The organism is Larkinella soli, assembly GCF_003703975.1.
GTDB classification, from domain to species: domain Bacteria; phylum Bacteroidota; class Bacteroidia; order Cytophagales; family Spirosomataceae; genus Larkinella; species Larkinella soli.
In genome coordinates this window covers 126,247-144,110 of the sequence record NZ_ML112622.1, presented here as the reverse complement: position 1 = coordinate 144,110, position 17,864 = coordinate 126,247, and the positions used below count along the sequence as shown (strand labels likewise).

18 protein-coding genes are annotated in these 17,864 nt (G+C 58.3%); 6 read left to right on the top strand and 12 right to left on the bottom strand.

Features of this window, described 5'->3' with window-relative positions; translation table 11 throughout:
• Positions 1-353: 353 nt before the first annotated feature.
• Genes DX909_RS30055 through DX909_RS00640 form a run of 4 tightly spaced genes read right to left on the bottom strand, consistent with a single transcriptional unit; the run spans position 354 to position 1,319 of the window.
• A complete protein-coding gene (locus DX909_RS30055; protein WP_374755852.1) occupies positions 354-488 on the bottom strand; it encodes a HepT-like ribonuclease domain-containing protein in 135 nt (44 codons plus the stop codon).
• A gap of 37 nt (positions 489-525) precedes the next feature.
• A complete protein-coding gene (locus DX909_RS00650) occupies positions 526-723 on the bottom strand; it encodes a HepT-like ribonuclease domain-containing protein (RefSeq protein ID WP_128543118.1) in 198 nt (65 codons plus the stop codon).
• On the bottom strand, positions 704-1,006 hold the full coding sequence (locus DX909_RS00645; protein WP_128543117.1) for a nucleotidyltransferase family protein: 303 nt from the start codon (positions 1,004-1,006) through the stop codon (positions 704-706). Before DX909_RS00645 ends, DX909_RS00650 begins: the two co-directional genes overlap by 20 nt.
• 40 nt (positions 1,007-1,046) lie before the next feature.
• The gene (locus tag DX909_RS00640) at positions 1,047-1,319 is read right to left on the bottom strand and encodes a SymE family type I addiction module toxin (protein WP_128543116.1); all 273 of its coding nucleotides are present in this window, start codon (positions 1,317-1,319) and stop codon (positions 1,047-1,049) included.
• Between the two features lie 165 nt (positions 1,320-1,484).
• Here DX909_RS00640 and DX909_RS00635 point away from each other — a divergent pair, with 165 nt between their 5' ends.
• From DX909_RS00635 to priA, 4 genes are all read left to right on the top strand, one after another.
• Positions 1,485-1,694 (top strand): helix-turn-helix transcriptional regulator, encoded by a 210-nt coding sequence (locus tag DX909_RS00635; RefSeq protein ID WP_128543115.1) that lies wholly within the window; start codon positions 1,485-1,487, stop codon positions 1,692-1,694.
• Between the two features lie 85 nt (positions 1,695-1,779).
• Complete coding sequence (gene kefF / locus DX909_RS00630; RefSeq protein ID WP_128543114.1) at positions 1,780-2,370, top strand: glutathione-regulated potassium-efflux system oxidoreductase KefF; 591 nt, start codon at positions 1,780-1,782, stop codon at positions 2,368-2,370.
• Positions 2,371-2,379: 9 nt separating this feature from the next.
• Positions 2,380-4,266: a monovalent cation:proton antiporter-2 (CPA2) family protein gene (locus DX909_RS00625; protein WP_128543113.1), complete on the top strand. Its 1,887-nt coding sequence runs from the start codon at positions 2,380-2,382 to the stop codon at positions 4,264-4,266.
• A gap of 43 nt (positions 4,267-4,309) precedes the next feature.
• Complete coding sequence (gene priA, locus DX909_RS00620) at positions 4,310-6,817, top strand: replication restart helicase PriA (RefSeq protein WP_262707499.1); 2,508 nt, start codon at positions 4,310-4,312, stop codon at positions 6,815-6,817.
• A gap of 86 nt (positions 6,818-6,903) precedes the next feature.
• Here priA and DX909_RS00615 read toward each other — a convergent pair whose 3' ends face one another.
• Together DX909_RS00615 and DX909_RS00610 are read right to left on the bottom strand one after the other, a co-directional pair.
• Positions 6,904-8,379 (bottom strand): Gfo/Idh/MocA family protein, encoded by a 1,476-nt coding sequence (locus tag DX909_RS00615; protein ID WP_128543112.1) that lies wholly within the window; start codon positions 8,377-8,379, stop codon positions 6,904-6,906.
• A gap of 76 nt (positions 8,380-8,455) precedes the next feature.
• Positions 8,456-8,917 carry a pPIWI_RE_Z domain-containing protein gene (locus DX909_RS00610; RefSeq protein ID WP_128543111.1) on the bottom strand — a complete coding sequence of 154 codons (462 nt, stop codon included), beginning with the start codon at positions 8,915-8,917 and terminating at the stop codon, positions 8,456-8,458.
• 174 nt (positions 8,918-9,091) lie between these two features.
• Between DX909_RS00610 and DX909_RS00605 the strand changes: the two genes are divergently transcribed.
• Positions 9,092-10,108 carry a helix-turn-helix transcriptional regulator gene (locus DX909_RS00605; RefSeq protein WP_128543110.1) on the top strand — a complete coding sequence of 339 codons (1,017 nt, stop codon included), beginning with the start codon at positions 9,092-9,094 and terminating at the stop codon, positions 10,106-10,108.
• 34 nt (positions 10,109-10,142) lie between these two features.
• On the opposite strand, the gene DX909_RS00600 is transcribed toward DX909_RS00605, so the two are convergent.
• From DX909_RS00600 to DX909_RS00580, 5 genes are read right to left on the bottom strand one after another with little or no spacing between them, the layout of a single operon-like run.
• The gene (locus tag DX909_RS00600) at positions 10,143-11,852 is read right to left on the bottom strand and encodes an ATP-binding protein (RefSeq protein WP_128543109.1); all 1,710 of its coding nucleotides are present in this window, start codon (positions 11,850-11,852) and stop codon (positions 10,143-10,145) included.
• Positions 11,853-11,855: 3 nt separating this feature from the next.
• Complete coding sequence (locus DX909_RS00595; protein WP_128543108.1) at positions 11,856-12,869, bottom strand: ATP-binding SpoIIE family protein phosphatase; 1,014 nt, start codon at positions 12,867-12,869, stop codon at positions 11,856-11,858.
• A complete protein-coding gene (locus DX909_RS00590) occupies positions 12,862-13,272 on the bottom strand; it encodes an anti-sigma regulatory factor (RefSeq protein ID WP_128543107.1) in 411 nt (136 codons plus the stop codon). Before DX909_RS00590 ends, DX909_RS00595 begins: the two co-directional genes overlap by 8 nt.
• A complete protein-coding gene (locus tag DX909_RS00585) occupies positions 13,256-13,648 on the bottom strand; it encodes an STAS domain-containing protein (RefSeq protein WP_128543106.1) in 393 nt (130 codons plus the stop codon). The genes DX909_RS00590 and DX909_RS00585 overlap by 17 nt, the downstream gene beginning before the upstream one ends.
• 8 nt (positions 13,649-13,656) lie before the next feature.
• Positions 13,657-14,526: an STAS domain-containing protein gene (locus DX909_RS00580; protein WP_128543105.1), complete on the bottom strand. Its 870-nt coding sequence runs from the start codon at positions 14,524-14,526 to the stop codon at positions 13,657-13,659.
• A 245-nt stretch (positions 14,527-14,771) separates the two neighbouring features.
• Here DX909_RS00580 and DX909_RS00575 point away from each other — a divergent pair, with 245 nt between their 5' ends.
• Entirely contained in the window at positions 14,772-16,544 is a 1,773-nt protein-coding gene (locus tag DX909_RS00575; protein ID WP_128543104.1) for a family 43 glycosylhydrolase, read from the top strand.
• 5 nt (positions 16,545-16,549) lie between these two features.
• Here the strand turns inward: DX909_RS00575 and DX909_RS00570 are convergent, their stop codons facing one another.
• On the bottom strand, positions 16,550-17,812 hold the full coding sequence (locus DX909_RS00570) for an MFS transporter (RefSeq protein ID WP_128543103.1): 1,263 nt from the start codon (positions 17,810-17,812) through the stop codon (positions 16,550-16,552).
• Positions 17,813-17,864 lie beyond the last annotated feature (52 nt).

Here is a 17,864-nt window from a genome sequence, read left to right as displayed (position 1 = left end):
GAGGCAAAACCAGATCGAGGCCGGGCGTTCGTGAGGGCAGAGGAGAGGTAGCGTACCTACGGCACGCGGGAGGGTGGGGTTCGGCGGTTTCTACCTGTCACCCTGATGTCAAAGCTGCTTTGCCGGTTTTCAAATCAGCGGAGCCTTGTCATCCCGAGGAACGAGGGATCCTGGGCTTCGATGCTCGTTCAGATAGGTTATTGAACTGCAAGATCCCTCCTGCGTCGGGATAACAAAAAGGGTGGAGGGGTGGGATAACAAAAGAACCGGGATGACAAAGCCGGTTAAGGGGCATTGCCGGGCGGTACACGAAGACAGGGGAACTGGTCGTTTTGCCTTCCGGTTGGCTCGGTTCAAGTCCCAGCGGTGGACGAATCCGAAAATTTTTTCTGGATAATTAAATCAATCTTGTCTTTTAAACCGGGTATATCTTTCTGAATTGTATCCCAGATAATATCGTAACTGATCCCAAAGTATTCGTGGACCAAGATATTGCGAACGGACTTCAAGGTTCGCCATTCTATCTCAAAATTCTTCCTGCAGTTCGCTACTAATGGCAGCGGCAGCTTCTCCGACGATTTCCAGTAATTTTACCAAGGCCAGCCGAAGTTGGAAATTGTCTATATAGGCTTGGTAATTAAGCCCGTTCGTAAAACTTTCAATATGAACGAGAGCTTCCCGGATATGCTCGATTCTCTGCCGGTCACCGAGATTTCCTTTCATAAACGAGAATTTTATCCTGATTGATAAACGGCCTGATTAGAGGAGACAATCCGCTTTCGGAAACGACATCGACTTTTCGGTGCAGCAACTCTTCCAGTTGCCACACCATCCGGGCCTGATCGAAAAGGGTCGCCCCTTTGGCGAATTCGATCAGCACATCGATATCACTCTCCGCATGATCCTGTCCACGGGCCAGTGAACCAAAAAGATAAGCTCTTATGACCGGCTGGCCGGCAAAATAATGCTGAAGCGTATGTCTGATATGTGGATCGATATTCGCCATGATGCAGTGACTGGTCAAAAATAACAAATTAAGGATGCAATCATTCCATTTTTATCTGATCACCGTCACCGGTGGCCCGCCCGGCTTTCAGCGTGATCGTAATCCGGTGCGGTTCCCGCTGGACCAGAACCGTCTGCCCGCATTCGAAACCGATGTCCTGAAGCCATTGACCGCAAAGCCGGATTTCGGGGAATACGACGGTTTTGTACCGGGCCCGCGGGAAATGTTTCCGGTATACTTTCAGTTGGCGGACGGTCCACCTGCGTGATGTTCCGACTCCCTTTTTATTACGGATTTTTCTGGGTTGACGCATAAATTCCTCCCAACCGGAAACTGATAATTGTTACGCCAACTAAATAAATGTTTTCAAAAAAAAGAAAATATTTTTCGTAAAACGCGTAAAACTGGCTGGATGAAACTCGGTAGGTTTTGGAAATATTCTTAACTATGTTTGCGCCCGACGAAATTTGTGTGATTCATGCCGAATCAGAAATTTAATCGGATCAAGGCGGTTCTGGTAGAGCAGGACCGGACGTCCAAATGGCTTTGTGAAAAGCTCGGGAAAGATAAGTCAACCGTCTCCCGCTGGTGTACCAACGACATGCAGCCGCCCGTCGAAACCTTCTTCGAAATTGCCCGATTGCTCGACGTCGACGTCCGGGAGTTGTTCGTGTCGAATAAAAAGTAAGCCCGTTTTTCACTACTTTTGAATGAAGTGGCTTGCCTGCACGACGCCCGGGTGGTGGCGGTTGTCCCAATCAACTTATTGAAGTATGTCGTCCGTTCTTATCCTGTTTGCCCATCCCGCGCTGGAGAAATCGAAAACGAACCGGTATCTGATGAAGGCCTGCCGGGAGATGGGGGCGGTGACCGTCAACGACCTCTACGAGGAATACCCGGATTTCGACATCGACGTGGACCGCGAACAGCAGTTGCTGCTCGACCACGACTACATCATCATGCATCACCCCTTGTACTGGTATAGCTCGCCCGCCCTCCTGAAGCAATGGCAGGACCTGGTGCTGGAACACGGATGGGCGTATGGGCGGCAGGGCAAGGCGCTTACCGGAAAAAAAATGCTCAATGTGGTGACGGCCGGGGGGCGGCAGGAAGCGTACCAGGAAGAAGGGTACAACCGCTTCACGATGCGTCAGTTTCTGGCGCCGTTCGAACAGACGGCCCGGCTCTGTAATATGTCCTACCTGCCTCCGTTCGTGGTGCACGGCACCCACCGCCTGAACGAACCCGACATCCAGCGGTATGCACAGCAGTATCAGTCGCTGCTGTCGATGCTGGTCAACGACCAGATCGATGTTCAGGAGGCCGGAAAGCGGCAGTACTTCAACGAACTTATCCTTGATTAATAGTTACTTATGGATCAATCCGTATTGCTGCAGGCCATCGTCTATCTGGCCGCCGGTGTTTTGTTCGTGCCCCTCGCCAAGCGCTTGGGCCTGGGGTCGGTGCTGGGGTATCTGTTGGCCGGCATGGTGATCGGTCCGGCCGGGCTGGGCTTTGTGGGCGACGAGGGCCACGACCTGATGCACTTCGCCGAGTTCGGCGTCATCATCATGCTGTTTCTGGTCGGGCTGGAACTGGAACCCGAACGGCTCTGGAAACTGCGCGTTTCGGTGCTGGGGCTGGGCGGTTTGCAGGTGCTTCTGACGACGCTCATCGTCGCCGGGCTGGCTATGCTGACCGGCCTTGCCTGGCAGCCTTCCCTCGCCCTCGGCATGATTCTGGCCATGTCCTCGACGGCCATCGTGCTGCAGACCTTCAACGAAAAAGGGCTGCTGTCGACGGCGGCCGGCCAGCGCACCTTCGCGGTGCTGCTCTTCCAGGACATTGCCGTCATCCCGATTCTGGCCATCATGCCTCTGCTGGCCATCTACCCGGCGCAGGCCGAAGGCAACCACGCCCACCATTTTTCCCTCGTCGACGGACTGCCCGACTGGGCGCGGCCGTTCGTCGTGGTCGGGGCCGTGGTCGGGCTGGTGCTGGTGGGGCGGTATGTCATGCGGCCCGTGTTCCGGATCATTGCCCGCACCGGCATGCGGGAGGTGTTCATCGCCACGGCCCTGCTCATGGTGGTGAGCATCGCCGTGCTGATGGAGATGGTGGGCCTCAGCCCGGCGCTGGGCGCGTTCGTGGCCGGGGTGGTGCTGGCCAACAGCGAATACAAACACGAGCTGGAAAGCGACATCGACCCGTTCAAGGGGCTGCTGCTGGGCCTGTTCTTCATCTCCGTCGGGGCGGCAATCAATTTCGACCTGCTCCTGGGCAGCCCCTGGGTGGTGCTGGGCATCGTGTTCGGGATCATGGCGGCCAAGGCGGTCGTGCTGGCGGTGCTGGGAAACCGGTTCCGGCTTCGGACCGACCAGAACCTGCTGTTTTCACTGGGCCTCTGTCAGGTGGGCGAGTTCGCTTTCGTACTGCTTTCGTTCGCTTCCCAGAACGGCATTCTGGACGCCGGGACCGTCGATCTGATGACGGCCGTCGTGGCTCTCAGCATGGCGCTGACCCCGCTGGTTTTTCTGTTCAACGAGAAAATGCTGCTGCCGCGCTTCGGCACGAAGGAGAAAGAACGCAAGCCGGAAGACGCCGTCGAGGAGAAAAATGAGGTCATTATTGCCGGTTTCGGGCGGTTCGGAAACATCGTCGGGCGGTTTCTGCGGGCCAACAACGTCGCCACGACGGTGCTCGATTTCGACTCCGACCGGGTGGATACGCTGCGGAAGCTGGGGCTGAAGGTCTATTACGGCGACGCTTCCCGCTACGATCTGCTGAAATCGGCCGGGGCGGCCGAAGCCCGGCTGCTGATCATCGCCATCGACTCGCCCGACAAGGCACTCGACCTGATCGAAACGGCCAAAAAGCACTTTCCCAATCTGGAAATTCTGGTCAAGGCCATCGACCGCGACGATGCCTACGAGTTCATGGATGCCGGTCTGACGCATATTTACCGCGAAACCCTCGACAGCTCCCTGCGGATGGGCGTCGATGCCATGCGGCTTTTGGGTCACCGGGCCTACTCCTCCGAACGGGCCGCCCGGCTGTTCCGGAAGCACGACGAGAAGGCGCTGGAAGAGCTGGCGGCCGTCCGGCACGACCACAAACAATATTTCAGCAGCGCCCGCCGGCGCATCCGGGAACTGGAGGAATTGATTACCTCGGACGAAAACGATCGCTGGCTGAAAGATGTTGAAGAAGGGTGGGATGCCGAATCCCTGCGTCGGGAGTTCAATACGCCCAACTCCTGACAAAAAACCTTATCTTGTCTTTTGATCCAAAGCCGTACGACCCGTGCAACCGCTGCCCCTTGTTTATGCCGCCGGTGAAGAAACCACCTACTTCGCCGACCTGATCCTGCCTGTGCCGATCCCGAAACTGTTCACCTACCGCGTCCCGCGGGATATGGTCGAACTGCTGAAGGTAGGGGCGCGGGTAATCGTGCCGTTCGGTAAAAACCGGGTCTACACGGCGGTGGTCGGACGCATCCACACCCAGCCCCCCAGCGCCTATCAGGCCAAATACATCCTCGAACTACTGGACGAATACCCGTTGGTGACGCCCTACCAGCTCGAATTGTTTTCGTGGATGGCCGAGTATTACCTCTGCAATATCGGCGACGTGCTGAACGTGGCGCTGCCCTCGGGCCTGAAGATCACGAGCCAGTCGAAGGTGCAGTATAACCCGGATTTCGATTACCCCGAACTGCTGACGGAAGAGGAAGTCCGGCTGCTCGACGAACTGAAAAAGCACCCGGCCCTGAGCTACGAGGAACTCGGCCGGCTGGTGGGTGAAACCAACGTGCCGACTACCATCAAGTCGCTGGTCGGCAAGCGGGCGGTGATCGTCTTCGACGAGGTGCGGGAGAAATACATTCCGAAGATGATCCGCAAGATCCGGCTGCACCCGTCCTACGAAGACCGCGACCAGCTGCTGGGACTGATCAACCGGCTCGAAAAACTACCGAAGCAGCAGGAGGTGGTGATGCGGTATCTGCGGTATGTGCCGGCGCAGAACAACCCGGTACTGAACCGCAAGGGTCTCGATAAGGGCCTGCTCAATCAGGACGACGAACTGTCGCAGTCGTCGCTGCAGACACTGATCAAAAACGGGGTATTCGAGACGTTCGAGGTCATCATGCCCCGCTTCGGCGAGGATACTTCCGCACCCACGGCCCAGATCAAACTGACGGGCCCGCAGCAGAAGGCCGTGGACAGCATCCTGACCCAGTTTCAGGAGAAGGACATCGTGCTGCTGCACGGGATCACCGGCTCCGGAAAGACGGAAGTCTATATCAATCTGATTCAGAAAGTATTGGAGAGCGGCTCGCAGGTGCTTTATCTGCTGCCGGAAATCGCCCTGACCACCCAGATCGTCGTGCGGCTGAAAAAGGTGTTCGGCGACAAGATGGGCATCTACCACTCCAAATTCTCCGACAACGAGCGGGTGGAGGTCTGGAAGGGCATCGTGTCGGGCCAGTACCAGTTCGTGGTCGGGGTGCGGTCGGCAATTTTTCTGCCGTTCGACAACCTGGGCCTGATCATCGTCGACGAGGAACACGAAACCTCCTACAAACAGCACGATCCGGCTCCGCGCTACCACGCCCGCGACGTGGCGATGATGATTGCCACCTGGCAGAAGGGCAAGGTGCTGCTGGGGTCCGCCACGCCGTCCGTCGAGAGCTATTACCACGCCCGGCAGGGCCGGTACGGTTTTGCCGAACTGCTCCAGCGGTACGGCGATGCCACGCTGCCCGACATCGTGCTGGTCGATACGCGGCTGGAACGGCGGCAGAAAAAGATGAAAAACGAGTTTTCGTCGGTGCTGCTGGAGGAACTGAATCAGAACCTGGAGCGGAAGGAGCAGAGCATCCTGTTCCAGAACCGGCGCGGGTATTCGCCCTACCTCCAGTGTGAGGACTGCGAGTGGGTGAGCCAGTGCCCGAACTGCGACGTCAGCCTGACCTACCACATGCGCGACGCCGAGCTGCGCTGCCATTACTGCGGCCACAAGGACCCCGTTCCGAAATCCTGCCCGGCCTGCGGCTCCTATAAAGTGCGCACCATCGGCTTCGGGACCGAAAAAATCGAAGACCAGCTTCAGATCGTGTTTCCGGCCGCCCGCATCCAGCGCATGGACCTCGACACCACCCGGAGCAAGAATGCCTACCAGCAGATCATCTCCGAGTTTGAAGCGGGCAACGTCGACATTCTGGTCGGGACCCAGATGATCAGCAAGGGCCTCGACTTCGACAACGTGAGCCTGGTCGGTATTTTCGACGCCGACCGCCTGATCCATTTTCCCGAATTCCGGGCCGTCGAACGGGCCTTCCAGATGATTACGCAGGTGAGCGGCCGGGCGGGTCGCCGGGCCGACCGTCGCGGAAAGGTGCTGATTCAGACCAGTAACCCGCATCAGGCGGTGTTGCTGAAGATACTGGAAAACGACTACAAAGGGATGTTCGAGGAGGAAGTCCAGGAGCGCGAAAATTTCAACTATCCCCCTTTCTCCCGGCTGATCAAGCTGACCGTCAAACACTCCGAAGCCACCGTCAGCCTGCAGGCCGCCCAGCGTCTGGTCGACGACCTGACCGCCAAGCTGGGCAGCGCCCGGGTGCTGGGGCCGGAGGTGCCGCTGGTCGAGAGGATCAGGAATCAGTTCCTCTACACGGTGCTGATCAAACTCGAACGGGCCATCAACCCCAAGGCCGCCAAGGCGTTTATCCTCGAAAAAATGAACGAATTGCTGAGCGACAAGGGCCTGAAAGCCGTGACTATCGTCGCGGACGTCGACTGTCTGTAAGCTCTTGAAACGAAACCGCCGGAAAACTTCCCTCATGCTGAAGGCGGTTTTCCGGCGGTTTTTTATAACCGTATTTCAGATACGACTTACATGTTCAGCTTCCAGCCGTCGCGGTATTGCCGTGAAACGAACTGGTTAGCTTCATCGAAGTTGGTGATCTTCATATTCTTGCCGTCCCAGGTCAGGCGTTTGCGACCAGGGTAGTTGAAACCCTTGCCGTCGGCTTTCGGTGTCCGGACCATGTAGCTGCGGATGGCGACGTTCCCCATCAGCACCGACTCGGTCAGCGGGCCGGCGAAGTCGAACGAGGAGGTCAGGGCCTTGTGTTCCTTGCTGTTGAAACCGGCCTTGCAGGCTTCCGTCCAGAAGATCTGGTGACCGTTTTCCGGAAGCATTTTTCCGTCCGCTCCTTTGGGCTTCGGAGCCGCTTCCATCTTCTCACCGCTCTTGGTGTAGAGTTTCGGATCGTCGCCGTACATGCCGCAGGCAATCAGACCTTTATCACCGACCATGAACACGCCGTTCTCGCCGTTTTCCGGGTAGGCTTCGCCCTCCGGCAGGAAATCGGGCTTAAACGGACGCAGACCGCCATCCATCCAGACCATCTTCACGGCCGACTTGTTCTTGGTCGAAGCCGGGAACTTCAGTTCGACGTGCGACGAGGGCGGGCAGCCTTCGGGAATGTATTCGGCTGTCCAGTCTTTCAGGAACACCTGGCCGACGCTGGTTTCGACCTCGGTCGGGTAGCCGAGACCCAGCACCCGGAACGGTACGTCCATGATGTGGCAGCCGATGTCACCGAGGGCGCCGGCACCGAAGTTCCACCAGCCGCGCCATTTGAAGGGGTGGTAGGCAGGCGTGTAGCCCACTTTCTGGGCGGGTCCGAGCCACAGATCCCAGTCAAGGTCGGTGGGCACTTCACCGGCCGCCGGGGGCACGGGGATGCCCTGCGGCCATACCGGGCGGTTCGTCCAGAGATAGATCGTGTGGACGTTGCCGACCAGGCCCTTGTCGAACCACTCCACCATCTGCTTTTGCTGCGGGTTCGAGGAGCCCTGGTTACCCATCTGTGTGACCACCTTGTATTTGCGTGCGGCTTCGGTCAGCATGCGGGCCTCGTAGATGTTGTGGGTCAGCGGTTTCTGAACGTAGACGTGTTTGCCCCGCGACATGGCGGCCATCGCCACCACGGCGTGCGTATGGTCGGCGGTCGAAACCGTGACGGCGTCGATGGTTTTTCCTTCCTTGTCGAGCATTTCACGGAAGTCCTTATACCGCTTGGCGTTGGGGTGCTTCGTGAAATTCTCCTTCACGCGGGGCAGGCCCCAATCCACGTCGCAGAGCGCCACGATGTTGTTGGCTCCGTTGTTGAAGGCGTTGTTGGTATCGCCGAAGCCCTTCCCTCCAACGCCGACACCGGCGATATTGAGTTTGTCACTGGGGGCGATAAAACCTCTTCCCAGGACATGGCGCGGCACAATAAAGAAACTACCGGCGGCCAGCGCCCCGGATTGCAGGAACTGGCGACGGGATGTCTGGGACGGTTTGTCTGAAGATTCCATATTATAAGGTAAGGCTTGATGATAATTCAATACTACAAAAGCCTCCCGAACGGACTATCTACCTGAAAAAAATATCTTATTTCAGTGCCGCCTGAAACAACTCCCGGCGTTTCCGAAGATCGATGCCGCTCATGGCGGTGCCCCAGCCGCCGGCGCCGTGCAGGGTGAAGGCTTTCGCCGTTTCGGGCAGGCGCTCGTATTTTTCCAGGGCGGCCAGCCAGCGGAGCCGGTTGCGGTAGGGGGCCAGGAGCGTCCGGGCCCGGCTCAGATACCGGTGCTGCCGGGGTGTCCAGACCGGGCGCTGCTCATACGCGGCCCCTTCGCCGTTCAGCAGGTCGGAAAGTGCCTGCGGAGGGGCGAGGGGCAACAGCTCGGCCAGCACGAACAACCCCAGTTCCACATTCAGAAGCCGGTTCGCCACCTGGCCCGGCAGTTCGTGCTGATAACGCAGTTGCGTCGACAGCGGCTCCTGCCAGCGCATCAGGTGGGAACCGGAGAAGCGGGCGGTCTGGTGTGGAATTGAAAGCTGGACGTTCATGAGTTTTGTTGTTTACTGTCCGTTGCAGAGGACGTTCATCGATCGTGTTGCTTATTGTTCATTACAAAGGTGTCACCCCCGGAACGTAATCTTTTTACGTTCTTCTTTTTTTGTGAAAAAAATCTTCGGATTTTTACCCGGTATTCGTTGCCCCTCCCCTTAATCGGCTGAACCATGCCCCTGACCCGATCCGCCTTCCAGCGTTACCGCCTGATCGACGAAATCATCAGCCGCTATCCGCGCCGGTATTCCAAACAGGCGCTGTTCGAGCTTTGCCGCGACCGCTGCGGCATCCGGTCCATGTCGTCGCTGGAAAAAGACATTCAGCGGCTGCGCGAAGATCACGATGCGCCCATCGCCTACTGTAAGCGCAGCAACGGCTACTACTACACCGACCCGCAGTTCCGGCTACTCCGGCTCATGCTGACGCCCGACGACATGGAAGCGCTGGATTATGCCCGGGAGGTGCTGGCGGCCACGCAGGGCGACTCGGTGGCCGGCGAACTCACCAACGCCCTGCAGAAGGTCCGGCAGAGTCTGGACATCATCCGGGAAGTCAAAACCGAACCGGGCGGGGAGACGGGTCCGGCCCGTCGGGTGGTATACGTGGAGGAGAAGATCCTGGGCGGGAACCGCCAGTATGTTCCGGTTCTGATCCGGGCCATCAACCAGAACCGGCAGGTGCACTTTCAATACCGCAAACATGAAGATCCCGGGTCGGCCTCCGGCCTGCGGACGCTGCACCCGATTTTACTGCGGGAGGTAGCCGACAGCTGGTACGTCATCGGCTACGACGCTTCGGCCGGGCGGGAGAAAACCTACGCCCTCGACCGAATGAGCGACCTGGAGACGCTCGACGAACCCTGCGAGGTGCCGCCCGCCGTCCTGGCCTACGTTTCCGAACTCTTCGAACATATCTACGGCATCACCGACAGCAGCGGCCCGGTGGAGGCCATTGTTCTTTCGTTTTCACCCCTGTTCGGACGGTATGTCCGGGCCAAGCCGATTCACCAGACCCAGGAAGTCCTGCGCGACGATGAAAGCGAGTGTGTGGTGCGGCTCCGGCTGGCCCCCAACCGTGACCTGCTCATGCACCTCCGAAGTTATGGCGAGCACGTCCGGGTGCTGGAGCCGGAGAGCCTGGCGCAGGAACTGAAAGAGTCGCTCCGGAAGACCCTGGAGCGGTATTGAGCGGAATAGCCTTCCGTCTGCCGGACGTCGGGTCCTAAGCCCCCGGTTTCGTACGGAGGACCGATTCTACGATGGAGCTGTTGGGGAGATAGATGGTGAAGGTAGCTCCCTGTCCCGGCTGCGCCTGGGCGCCGATGGTCCCTCCGTGCATTTCGGCCACTTTCTTGCAGATGGTCAGCCCGATGCCGGTGCCGGAATACTGGTCTTTGCCGTGTAGACGCTGGAAAAGCTGAAAAATCCGGTCGTGGTACTTTTCGTCGAAGCCGATGCCGTTATCCGCCACCCGGATGGCCAGATAGTGCGGTTCGGGATGCCGCAGGAAAACCGGAACGTCGCCGGCGGCCATCTCTGCGGTCTGAACACTGATGACGGGGGCCCGATCCGCCGTCGTAAATTTCAGGGCGTTGGACAGCAGGTTCTGAAACATCTGCCTCAGCTGCAGCGCATTGCCTTTCACGACGGGCAGCGGCTCGGTCAGGATTTTCGCGCCTTTTTCCCGAACCGTAATCTCCAGATCTCCCAGAACTTCCTTCACGAGCACATTCAGGTCGACGGGCCGGAACGGCTGCCGGTAGGTGTTCAGCCGGGAGTAGGAGAGCAGGTCCTTGATCAGCCCATGCATCCGCTCGGCGGCCGTATGCATCCGGTGGATCATGTCCTGCGCCGTCGGGCTGAGTTCGGGGGCAAAGTTTTCGAGGAGCAGCGTCCCGAACGACTGAATCTTGCGCAGAGGTTCCTGAAGGTCGTGCGAGGCCACGTACGCAAACTCGGCCAGCTCCTGGTTGCTGCGGTTCAGCTCCCCGATGTTCATCTTCAGTTCGTTCTGGTACTGTTCGAGCTGCATCTTGGTTTCCTGCAGTTCCTCGTTGGCCCGCAGGGTCTGATCCACCGTTTTCTGAGCCTGAATGTCGGCCATGAACCCGGACCAGTACTGGATCTCATTCTGTTCGTTCCGCAGCGGAGAGGTGGACACCAGGTGCCAGACGTAGGCTCCGGTAGCCGCCTGCCGAACCCGGACCTCACTCTGAAACGGTTTACCGTCGGCCGTCGCCTGGCGCCAGTTTTTCCAGCCGGCTTCCAGATCGTCGGGGTGGATGACCGTTCGCCACTCGGTCGAATTGAGTTCGTCGATCGGGCATCCGGTGAACTGCACCATCCAGTCGTTGGCGTATAGTACCTGACCGTCGTTCGTCACCGAAAAAATCATCAGCGGCAGCGAATTCGTCAGAAGCTGGTACTGTTTTTCGCTGGCCCGGAGCCGTTCGGCCAGTTCCTGGAGCAGGCGGTTTTTGCCGCGCAGTTCTTCGTAGGGAGAAACGGCCGTCTGGGCGATGAACTGCCGCTTCCAGGCCTCGATCCGGGCTTCGCTGACGCGGTAGCTGGCCGGAAACCGAACGAGGAGGCTGATTTCAAAACCCTTCGGCGATTCCTGAAAATAAAATTCGTCGACCAGCCGGCGGGCGTTGTTGAGGCCCTCGGTTTCCTTGTCGGAGACGGTCGGCCGGCGGTCGTTGATGCAGGCCACCATGCTTCGGTCGGCTTCGCTGCCGGAGGTGATGCCGAGCGTCAGCCAGGCGTCGACGCCGAAATCGATGGCATTCCGGGCAACTTCCGAAACGGCCGTGGCAAATATGGTCTGTGAAGCCAGAGACAGCCCTGCCAGTTCGCCCAGTTTCATGGCGCGTTTATGCGCCAGAATCAGGTCCATCTCATTTTCTAAGGCGACTTTGGCAATTTCGTGCATGGCTCAGGAAAATCGGGCAATCACCACGGAAGTATCGTCGGTTCGACGCGCATAATCCTTATACAGGGCGGCCGCCAGAACGGACAGATCGTATTTTAATATGGATGGATATCTGGATATATCCCATCGGGATTTGATGCCGTCGGAGCACATGATCATCACATGGCCGCTTTCAAACGTCAATTCCTGATCGTTCATCGTACCGGGTACGTTGAGTCCGATAATGCCGTTGTAGGACAGGTAATTTCTGGAATGGGGACCCAGATGAAACCGGGTCGTGATATTACCCACTCCGCACAGGCGGCATTTGCGGGTGCTGAAATCAAAGGCCGCGACCGTCCCGACCAGTCCCCGCGTTTTTCGAACGGCGCGGTGCATCTGCCGGATGATCTCGACGGGCTGGGTTTCGCGGCTTTCCTGAAACGATACCGCGGCTTGCCGAACGGCTTCCCCGGCCTCAGGTCCGTGCCCCAGCCCGTCGCCCAGAAAGAGCCGCAGGGTTTCGGTCGACAACTGGCTGGAAAAGCCGTCGCCACTGACGGTTTCGCCCGGTTTCGGCACGATGACCGACCGGACTTCCGCCCGCGGATTCAACGCCCCCCTGGCCGGAGGTTTCTTAAAGATTCTGGCCAGCAGGACGGTGCCCCATTCCGGCGTCGAATACAGATTAAATACGTCCGAAAGGCGTTTGATGGCGCCTAGGCCGTGGCCCAGGGTTTGGCTGGTGGAGACGCCGTCGGTCATCATGCGGCCGGGGTCGGCCATGCCGGGGCCGTTGTCGATGCTGATCAGCTCGATTCCTTCCGGTTCAGGCTCTTTCAGAATCCGGACGAGAATTTCGCCCCCGCCGGCGTGTTTTACCAGGTTGGACCCCATTTCAGCCACAATGATATCGATCTCGCCCGCTCTCTTCGTACTGAACTTCAACTGACCCACCAGAAGATGAATCTCCCTTTTCAGAATCGCAAGGTAACTTCGATCGGTGGCGTTGAAGGCGACGTGGTAAGGGTTAACCATTCTTCCACTTTAAAATTGTAATGACGGTTCCTTCGCCCACCTTGCTCCGGATTTCGAATTCGTTGACCAGTCGTTTGGTGCCGGGCAGGCCCAGCCCCATGCTCCGGTGGGTGGAATATCCGTCTTTCATGGCCAGTTCGATGTCCGGAATGCCCGGGCCTTTGTCCACGAAAGTGAGCCGCACGCCGTTTTCCCGCCCTTGCGTGACCACTTCAATGAAAACTTCACCCTGCTGGGCATACCGAAGCATGTTCCGGACCAGTTCGCTGGCGGCCGTGATCAGTTTGGTCTGGTTGACCAGCCCCATTCCGATCCGGACGGCATACTCCTTCACCCGGTTCCGGAAGGGAACCACGTCCTGGTCTTTCAGGATCATCATTCGGTCCTTAGTCAGCGTCACCATCGTCGTCGGATTCCTCTTCGGGACCAATTTTCGACTTCAGCAATTCCATTCCTTTTTCGACGTTCAGGGCCGTATGTACACCTTTGAGGGGGAGTCCTAACTCGATCAGGGTGATGGCGACCGCCGGCTGCATACCCACAACAACGGTTTCGGCATCGAGGATTTTGGACATACTGGCGATGTTTCCGATGATCCGGCCCATAAAGGAATCGACGATGGAAACGGCTGAGATATCGATTAAAACTCCCCGGGCGCCGGTTTTGTTTACCATTTGCACCAGGTCGGCTTCCAGATTCAGCGCCAGCCGGTCATAAAGATCGATCTGAATGGTGACCAGCAAAAACGGCCCCATTCGGAGGATAGGGATTTTCTCCATAAAAGGGTTTAGTCGATGTACTTTCTTTCCTGACGAATGCGCTTCACCTCCATTTGCTGGAGCGAAAAGGCGTATTTGAGCGCACTGGCCAGGGTTGCCTTGGTAACGATGCCGGAAAGATCGATGCCGAGGTGAACCACCGTCTGGGCAATTTCCGGCCGGATGCCGCTGATGATGCATTCGGCCCCCATCAGCCGGGTGGCGCTGACGGTTTTGATCAGGTGCTGGGCCACGAGGGAGTCCACCGCCGGGACGCCCGAAATGTCCAGGATGGCAATGCCGCTGGCGGTTTCGACGATCTCCTGCAGGAGGTTTTCCATCACCACCTGCGTCCGCGAGCTGTCGAGGGTTCCGATGATCGGCAGGGCCAGAATGCCGTCCCAGACCCGGATCACGGGGGTGGAGATTTCGGCGATTTCGTCGGTTTGCCGCAGGATAACTTCCTCACGGCCTTTGATAAACGTTTCGAAGGTATTGATGCCGAAACTGTCGATCAGCCGGCTGATTTTCATGCTCTCATTATAGAGCTGGAGCGGGTCGTCCGGAAGCTCCTGCCGCAGAATTTCCAGCAGGGCCTCTTTCAGGCTGAATACGAAAATGCCGGTTTCGCGCGGAGAAAAGCCCTGCCGCGCCCGGGAGATGGAAATGCCGGCCAGAATTTCGAAGACCGGCTCAAAATCAGGCGAATCCGGTTCCGTCAGGTTGGTGTCGTTCAGATTTTTCAGAAAAACGTCCACCAACTCGTCCGACTGCACGCGGAGTTCGGTATTGCTCATCAGGTCCTCCCGCAGGTTGGGGTCCGTCAGCTGATTCTGTATCCAGAGTTCTAAAATTTGTTTCTTTTTTTTCTGAAGGGATTTCAGTAGGTTACTCTTCATGCTCTGAGGCTCATTTAGGAAGGAACAAATGTAAGGGTTGGGGAAGTGCGCGGATGCCGGTCTTCCGTTTTTTTAAATAAATAATTCGGTATAGATACGCCAGATTTGCGAGAGTTGCAAAAGCCTGACAGCTACCCGATTGGTAAGTAGTCGGGCCGGCGAAGCCGTTCAGACCCGACTTGCCCTGAACCTGTAAAAACCATTAGCTTGCGGGTTCAATCGAATTTGCGGAAGGAAATCATCTCATGAAAATCGCGTTTGGAAAACGGGCTCTGTGCCTTGGACTGCTGTGGATCTGTGCCGCCGGGGCCGTGGCCCAGCAACGCACGTACTGTAACCCGATGGACATCAGCTATCGGTACAATTTCGAGCAGTTGAACGAAAGAATCTCCTACCGGTCCGGGGCCGACCCGGTCATCATCGCCCACAAGGGAGAATACTTTCTGTTCGTCACCATCTCGGGCGGCTGGTGGAAGTCGAAAGACCTCGTCGGCTGGCAGTATGTCGTGCCCGACAAGTGGCCCATGGAGGATATGTGTGCGCCGGCCGCCCTGTCGGTGCGGGATACGCTCTTTCTGTTCCAGTCGACCTTCGAGCAGCGGCCCATTTTCTACTCGACCGAGCCGGGGCAGGGCAAACTGAAGTTCTACAACCGCTGGCTGCCCCGGCTTCCGAAGGACATCGGCCCCTGGGACCCCGCCCTGTTCCACGATCCCGATACCGACAAATGGTATATGTACTGGGGTTCCTCGAACGTTTACCCGGTGTTCGGCGCCGAACTCGACCACGGCCGCCGTCTGACCTACGCCAACCCGGAACCCTCCAAAGCCTATCAGCCCATGTTCTGGCTCGACCCCTGGCAGCATGGCTGGGAACGGTTCGGTCCGAACCACTCCGACCCCATCAAACCGTTTGTGGAGGGCGCCTGGATGACCAAGCACAACGGGAAGTATTACCTCCAGTATGGCGCTCCCGGCACCGAATACAACGTCTACGCCAACGGTACGTATGTCGGGAAACACCCCCTCGGGCCCTTCGAATATGCCCCCTACAACCCGGTGGCCTACCGCCCGGGCGGGTATGCCACCGGCACCGGCCACGGAAATACCTTCCAGGACCATTTCGGCAACTACTGGAATACCGGCACCACCTGGCTGGGCATCGTCTGGGGCATGGAGCGCCGGATCGTGATGCACCCCGCCGGTTTCGACAAAGACGACCAGATGTATGCCAACACCCGGTTCGGCGACTTTCCGCACCGCCTGCCGACCGGAAAATGGCAGAACAGCAACGAGCTGTTTACGGGCTGGATGCTGCTGAACTACAAAAAACCGGTCACGGCCTCCTCGACCCTCGACACCCTGCGGGCCGAACTGACCGTCGATGAAAACCCGCGTACCTTCTGGGTGCCGACCCGCAACCGCCCCGGCGAAACCCTCACGACCGACCTCGGCGCCGACCACGACGTCCGGGCGGTTCAGGTCAACTACGTCGATTATAAAAACAACGTCTTCGACAGCGATTCGACGGTCTACACCCAGTTCCGGCTCTTTGCCTCCCGCGACGGGAAAAAGTGGGACCGCATCGCCGACCTGACGCAGGAACCCAAACGCGACCGGGCCTGCGCCTACGTCGAACTGCCGGCTCCGGTGCGGGCGCGGTACATCCGCTACGAACACGTGTATACCGCCGGCCCCTACGTCGCCGTCAACGGTTTTCGGGTGTTTGGCAACGGGCTGGGCAAAGCGCCCGCTTCCCCGGCCGGGCTGAAGGCCGTGCGGCAGAAAGACCAGCGGAATGCCGATATCAGCTGGGAGAAAGTGCCGGGCGCGGTCGGCTACAACATACTCTGGGGCATCGCGCCCGACAAGCTGTATCAGGCCTATCAGGTCTGGAACGACCAGCCGAACCGGCTTGAACTCCGGGCGCTGAACGTGGGCGTCCCGTATTCGTTTGCCGTCGAAGCCTTCAATGAAAATGGCGTTTCGACGGTTAGCCAGGTCGTCAGCGTCAAATAGGCGGCTTAAGGTTCGGATATAACCCCGGTCGGCTGCGGTTTCCGGCCGCCTTTCTGCATCCGGTTGAACCCGAAGAGGGCCAGCAGCAGAAGGGTGATGGGCAGGAGGGAGAAATAGAAAGCCGTCTGCCCGCCGTAGGCTTCAAAGACCGTTCCGGTGATGATCGATCCGGTGGTGCCTCCCAGGGCCGAAAAAACCACGATCAGACCCGACATGGGGCCGTGCTGTCTGGCCGGCAAGGTGCTCAGGATCACGGAGTTGATGGCCGGATAGATCGGTGCGATGAACAGGCCGATCAGGGGGAATACGAACGCGGCCGGAGGGGCGTCGGCCCAGCCCGTGGCCGGGGTGGCCGGGACGGCGGACGCCAGCGGCAGGGCCAGCAGCACCAGGGCCGCGGCCGACAGCAGACAGGCCGCCAGGATACCGAACCAGGCAAACCGGCGCAGGGCCAGCCCGGCCAGAAACCGCCCTGCCGCCGTCGAAGCCGCCAGGATGCTCGTCATCTGAATGCTCAGCGTGGTCGGTAGATGAAGAATCCGGCTGTTGTAGGTCGGCAGCCAGCTCATGATGCCCTGCTCGATCAGGACATAGGTAAAGGCACTGAGAATGAACACCAGAACCACCGGGCGAACGGCCAGTTTTATCATTTCGGCCATTTCTTCCGGGAGACTTTTGCCGGACGATGGTTTTACCTTTGACTCGTCGATGGGTGTGCTGAGGAGCAGCAGGAGGGCCGTCAGGGCAATACCGGCCAGGAGGTAGTACACGTCGAGCCAGTCGGTGGAGCCGGGATGACGGTCGTCGACGAACGCACTGAAAATGAAATAACCGGTCAGGACGCCGATCATGAAAAACGATTCGAGGAAGTTCATGAAGCTGACGTGCTCGCGGGAATCGTCGGTGATCAGGCCGATGGTGGCATACACCGAGACCTTGATCAGGGCAAACCCGACCCCGGTAGCGGCAAACAGGAGCCTGGTCATCAGAAAGCCGGGAACCTGCGGCATCAGCAGGCAGGCGGCCGCGACGAAGGCCAGCGCCAGCGCCATCGACCGCCGGTAACCGATCCGGGTGACCGACGAAGCGATCAGGAACGAGGCCACGGCGATGCTGAGGTCCTTGAAGGCCTCCAGAACGCTCGCTTCCGAGGCCGAAACGCCGTAGTTGTTCTGGACCTGGAGGATGACGGTGCCGACGCTGTTGAGCAGAATGGCGAACACAAAGTAGTTTAATAAAAGGGAAAGTTTGATTCTCCAGTTTGACATCACAGGGAAATTGTATATTTGTTTGGCAAACATAATAAAAAAGTACATTCCC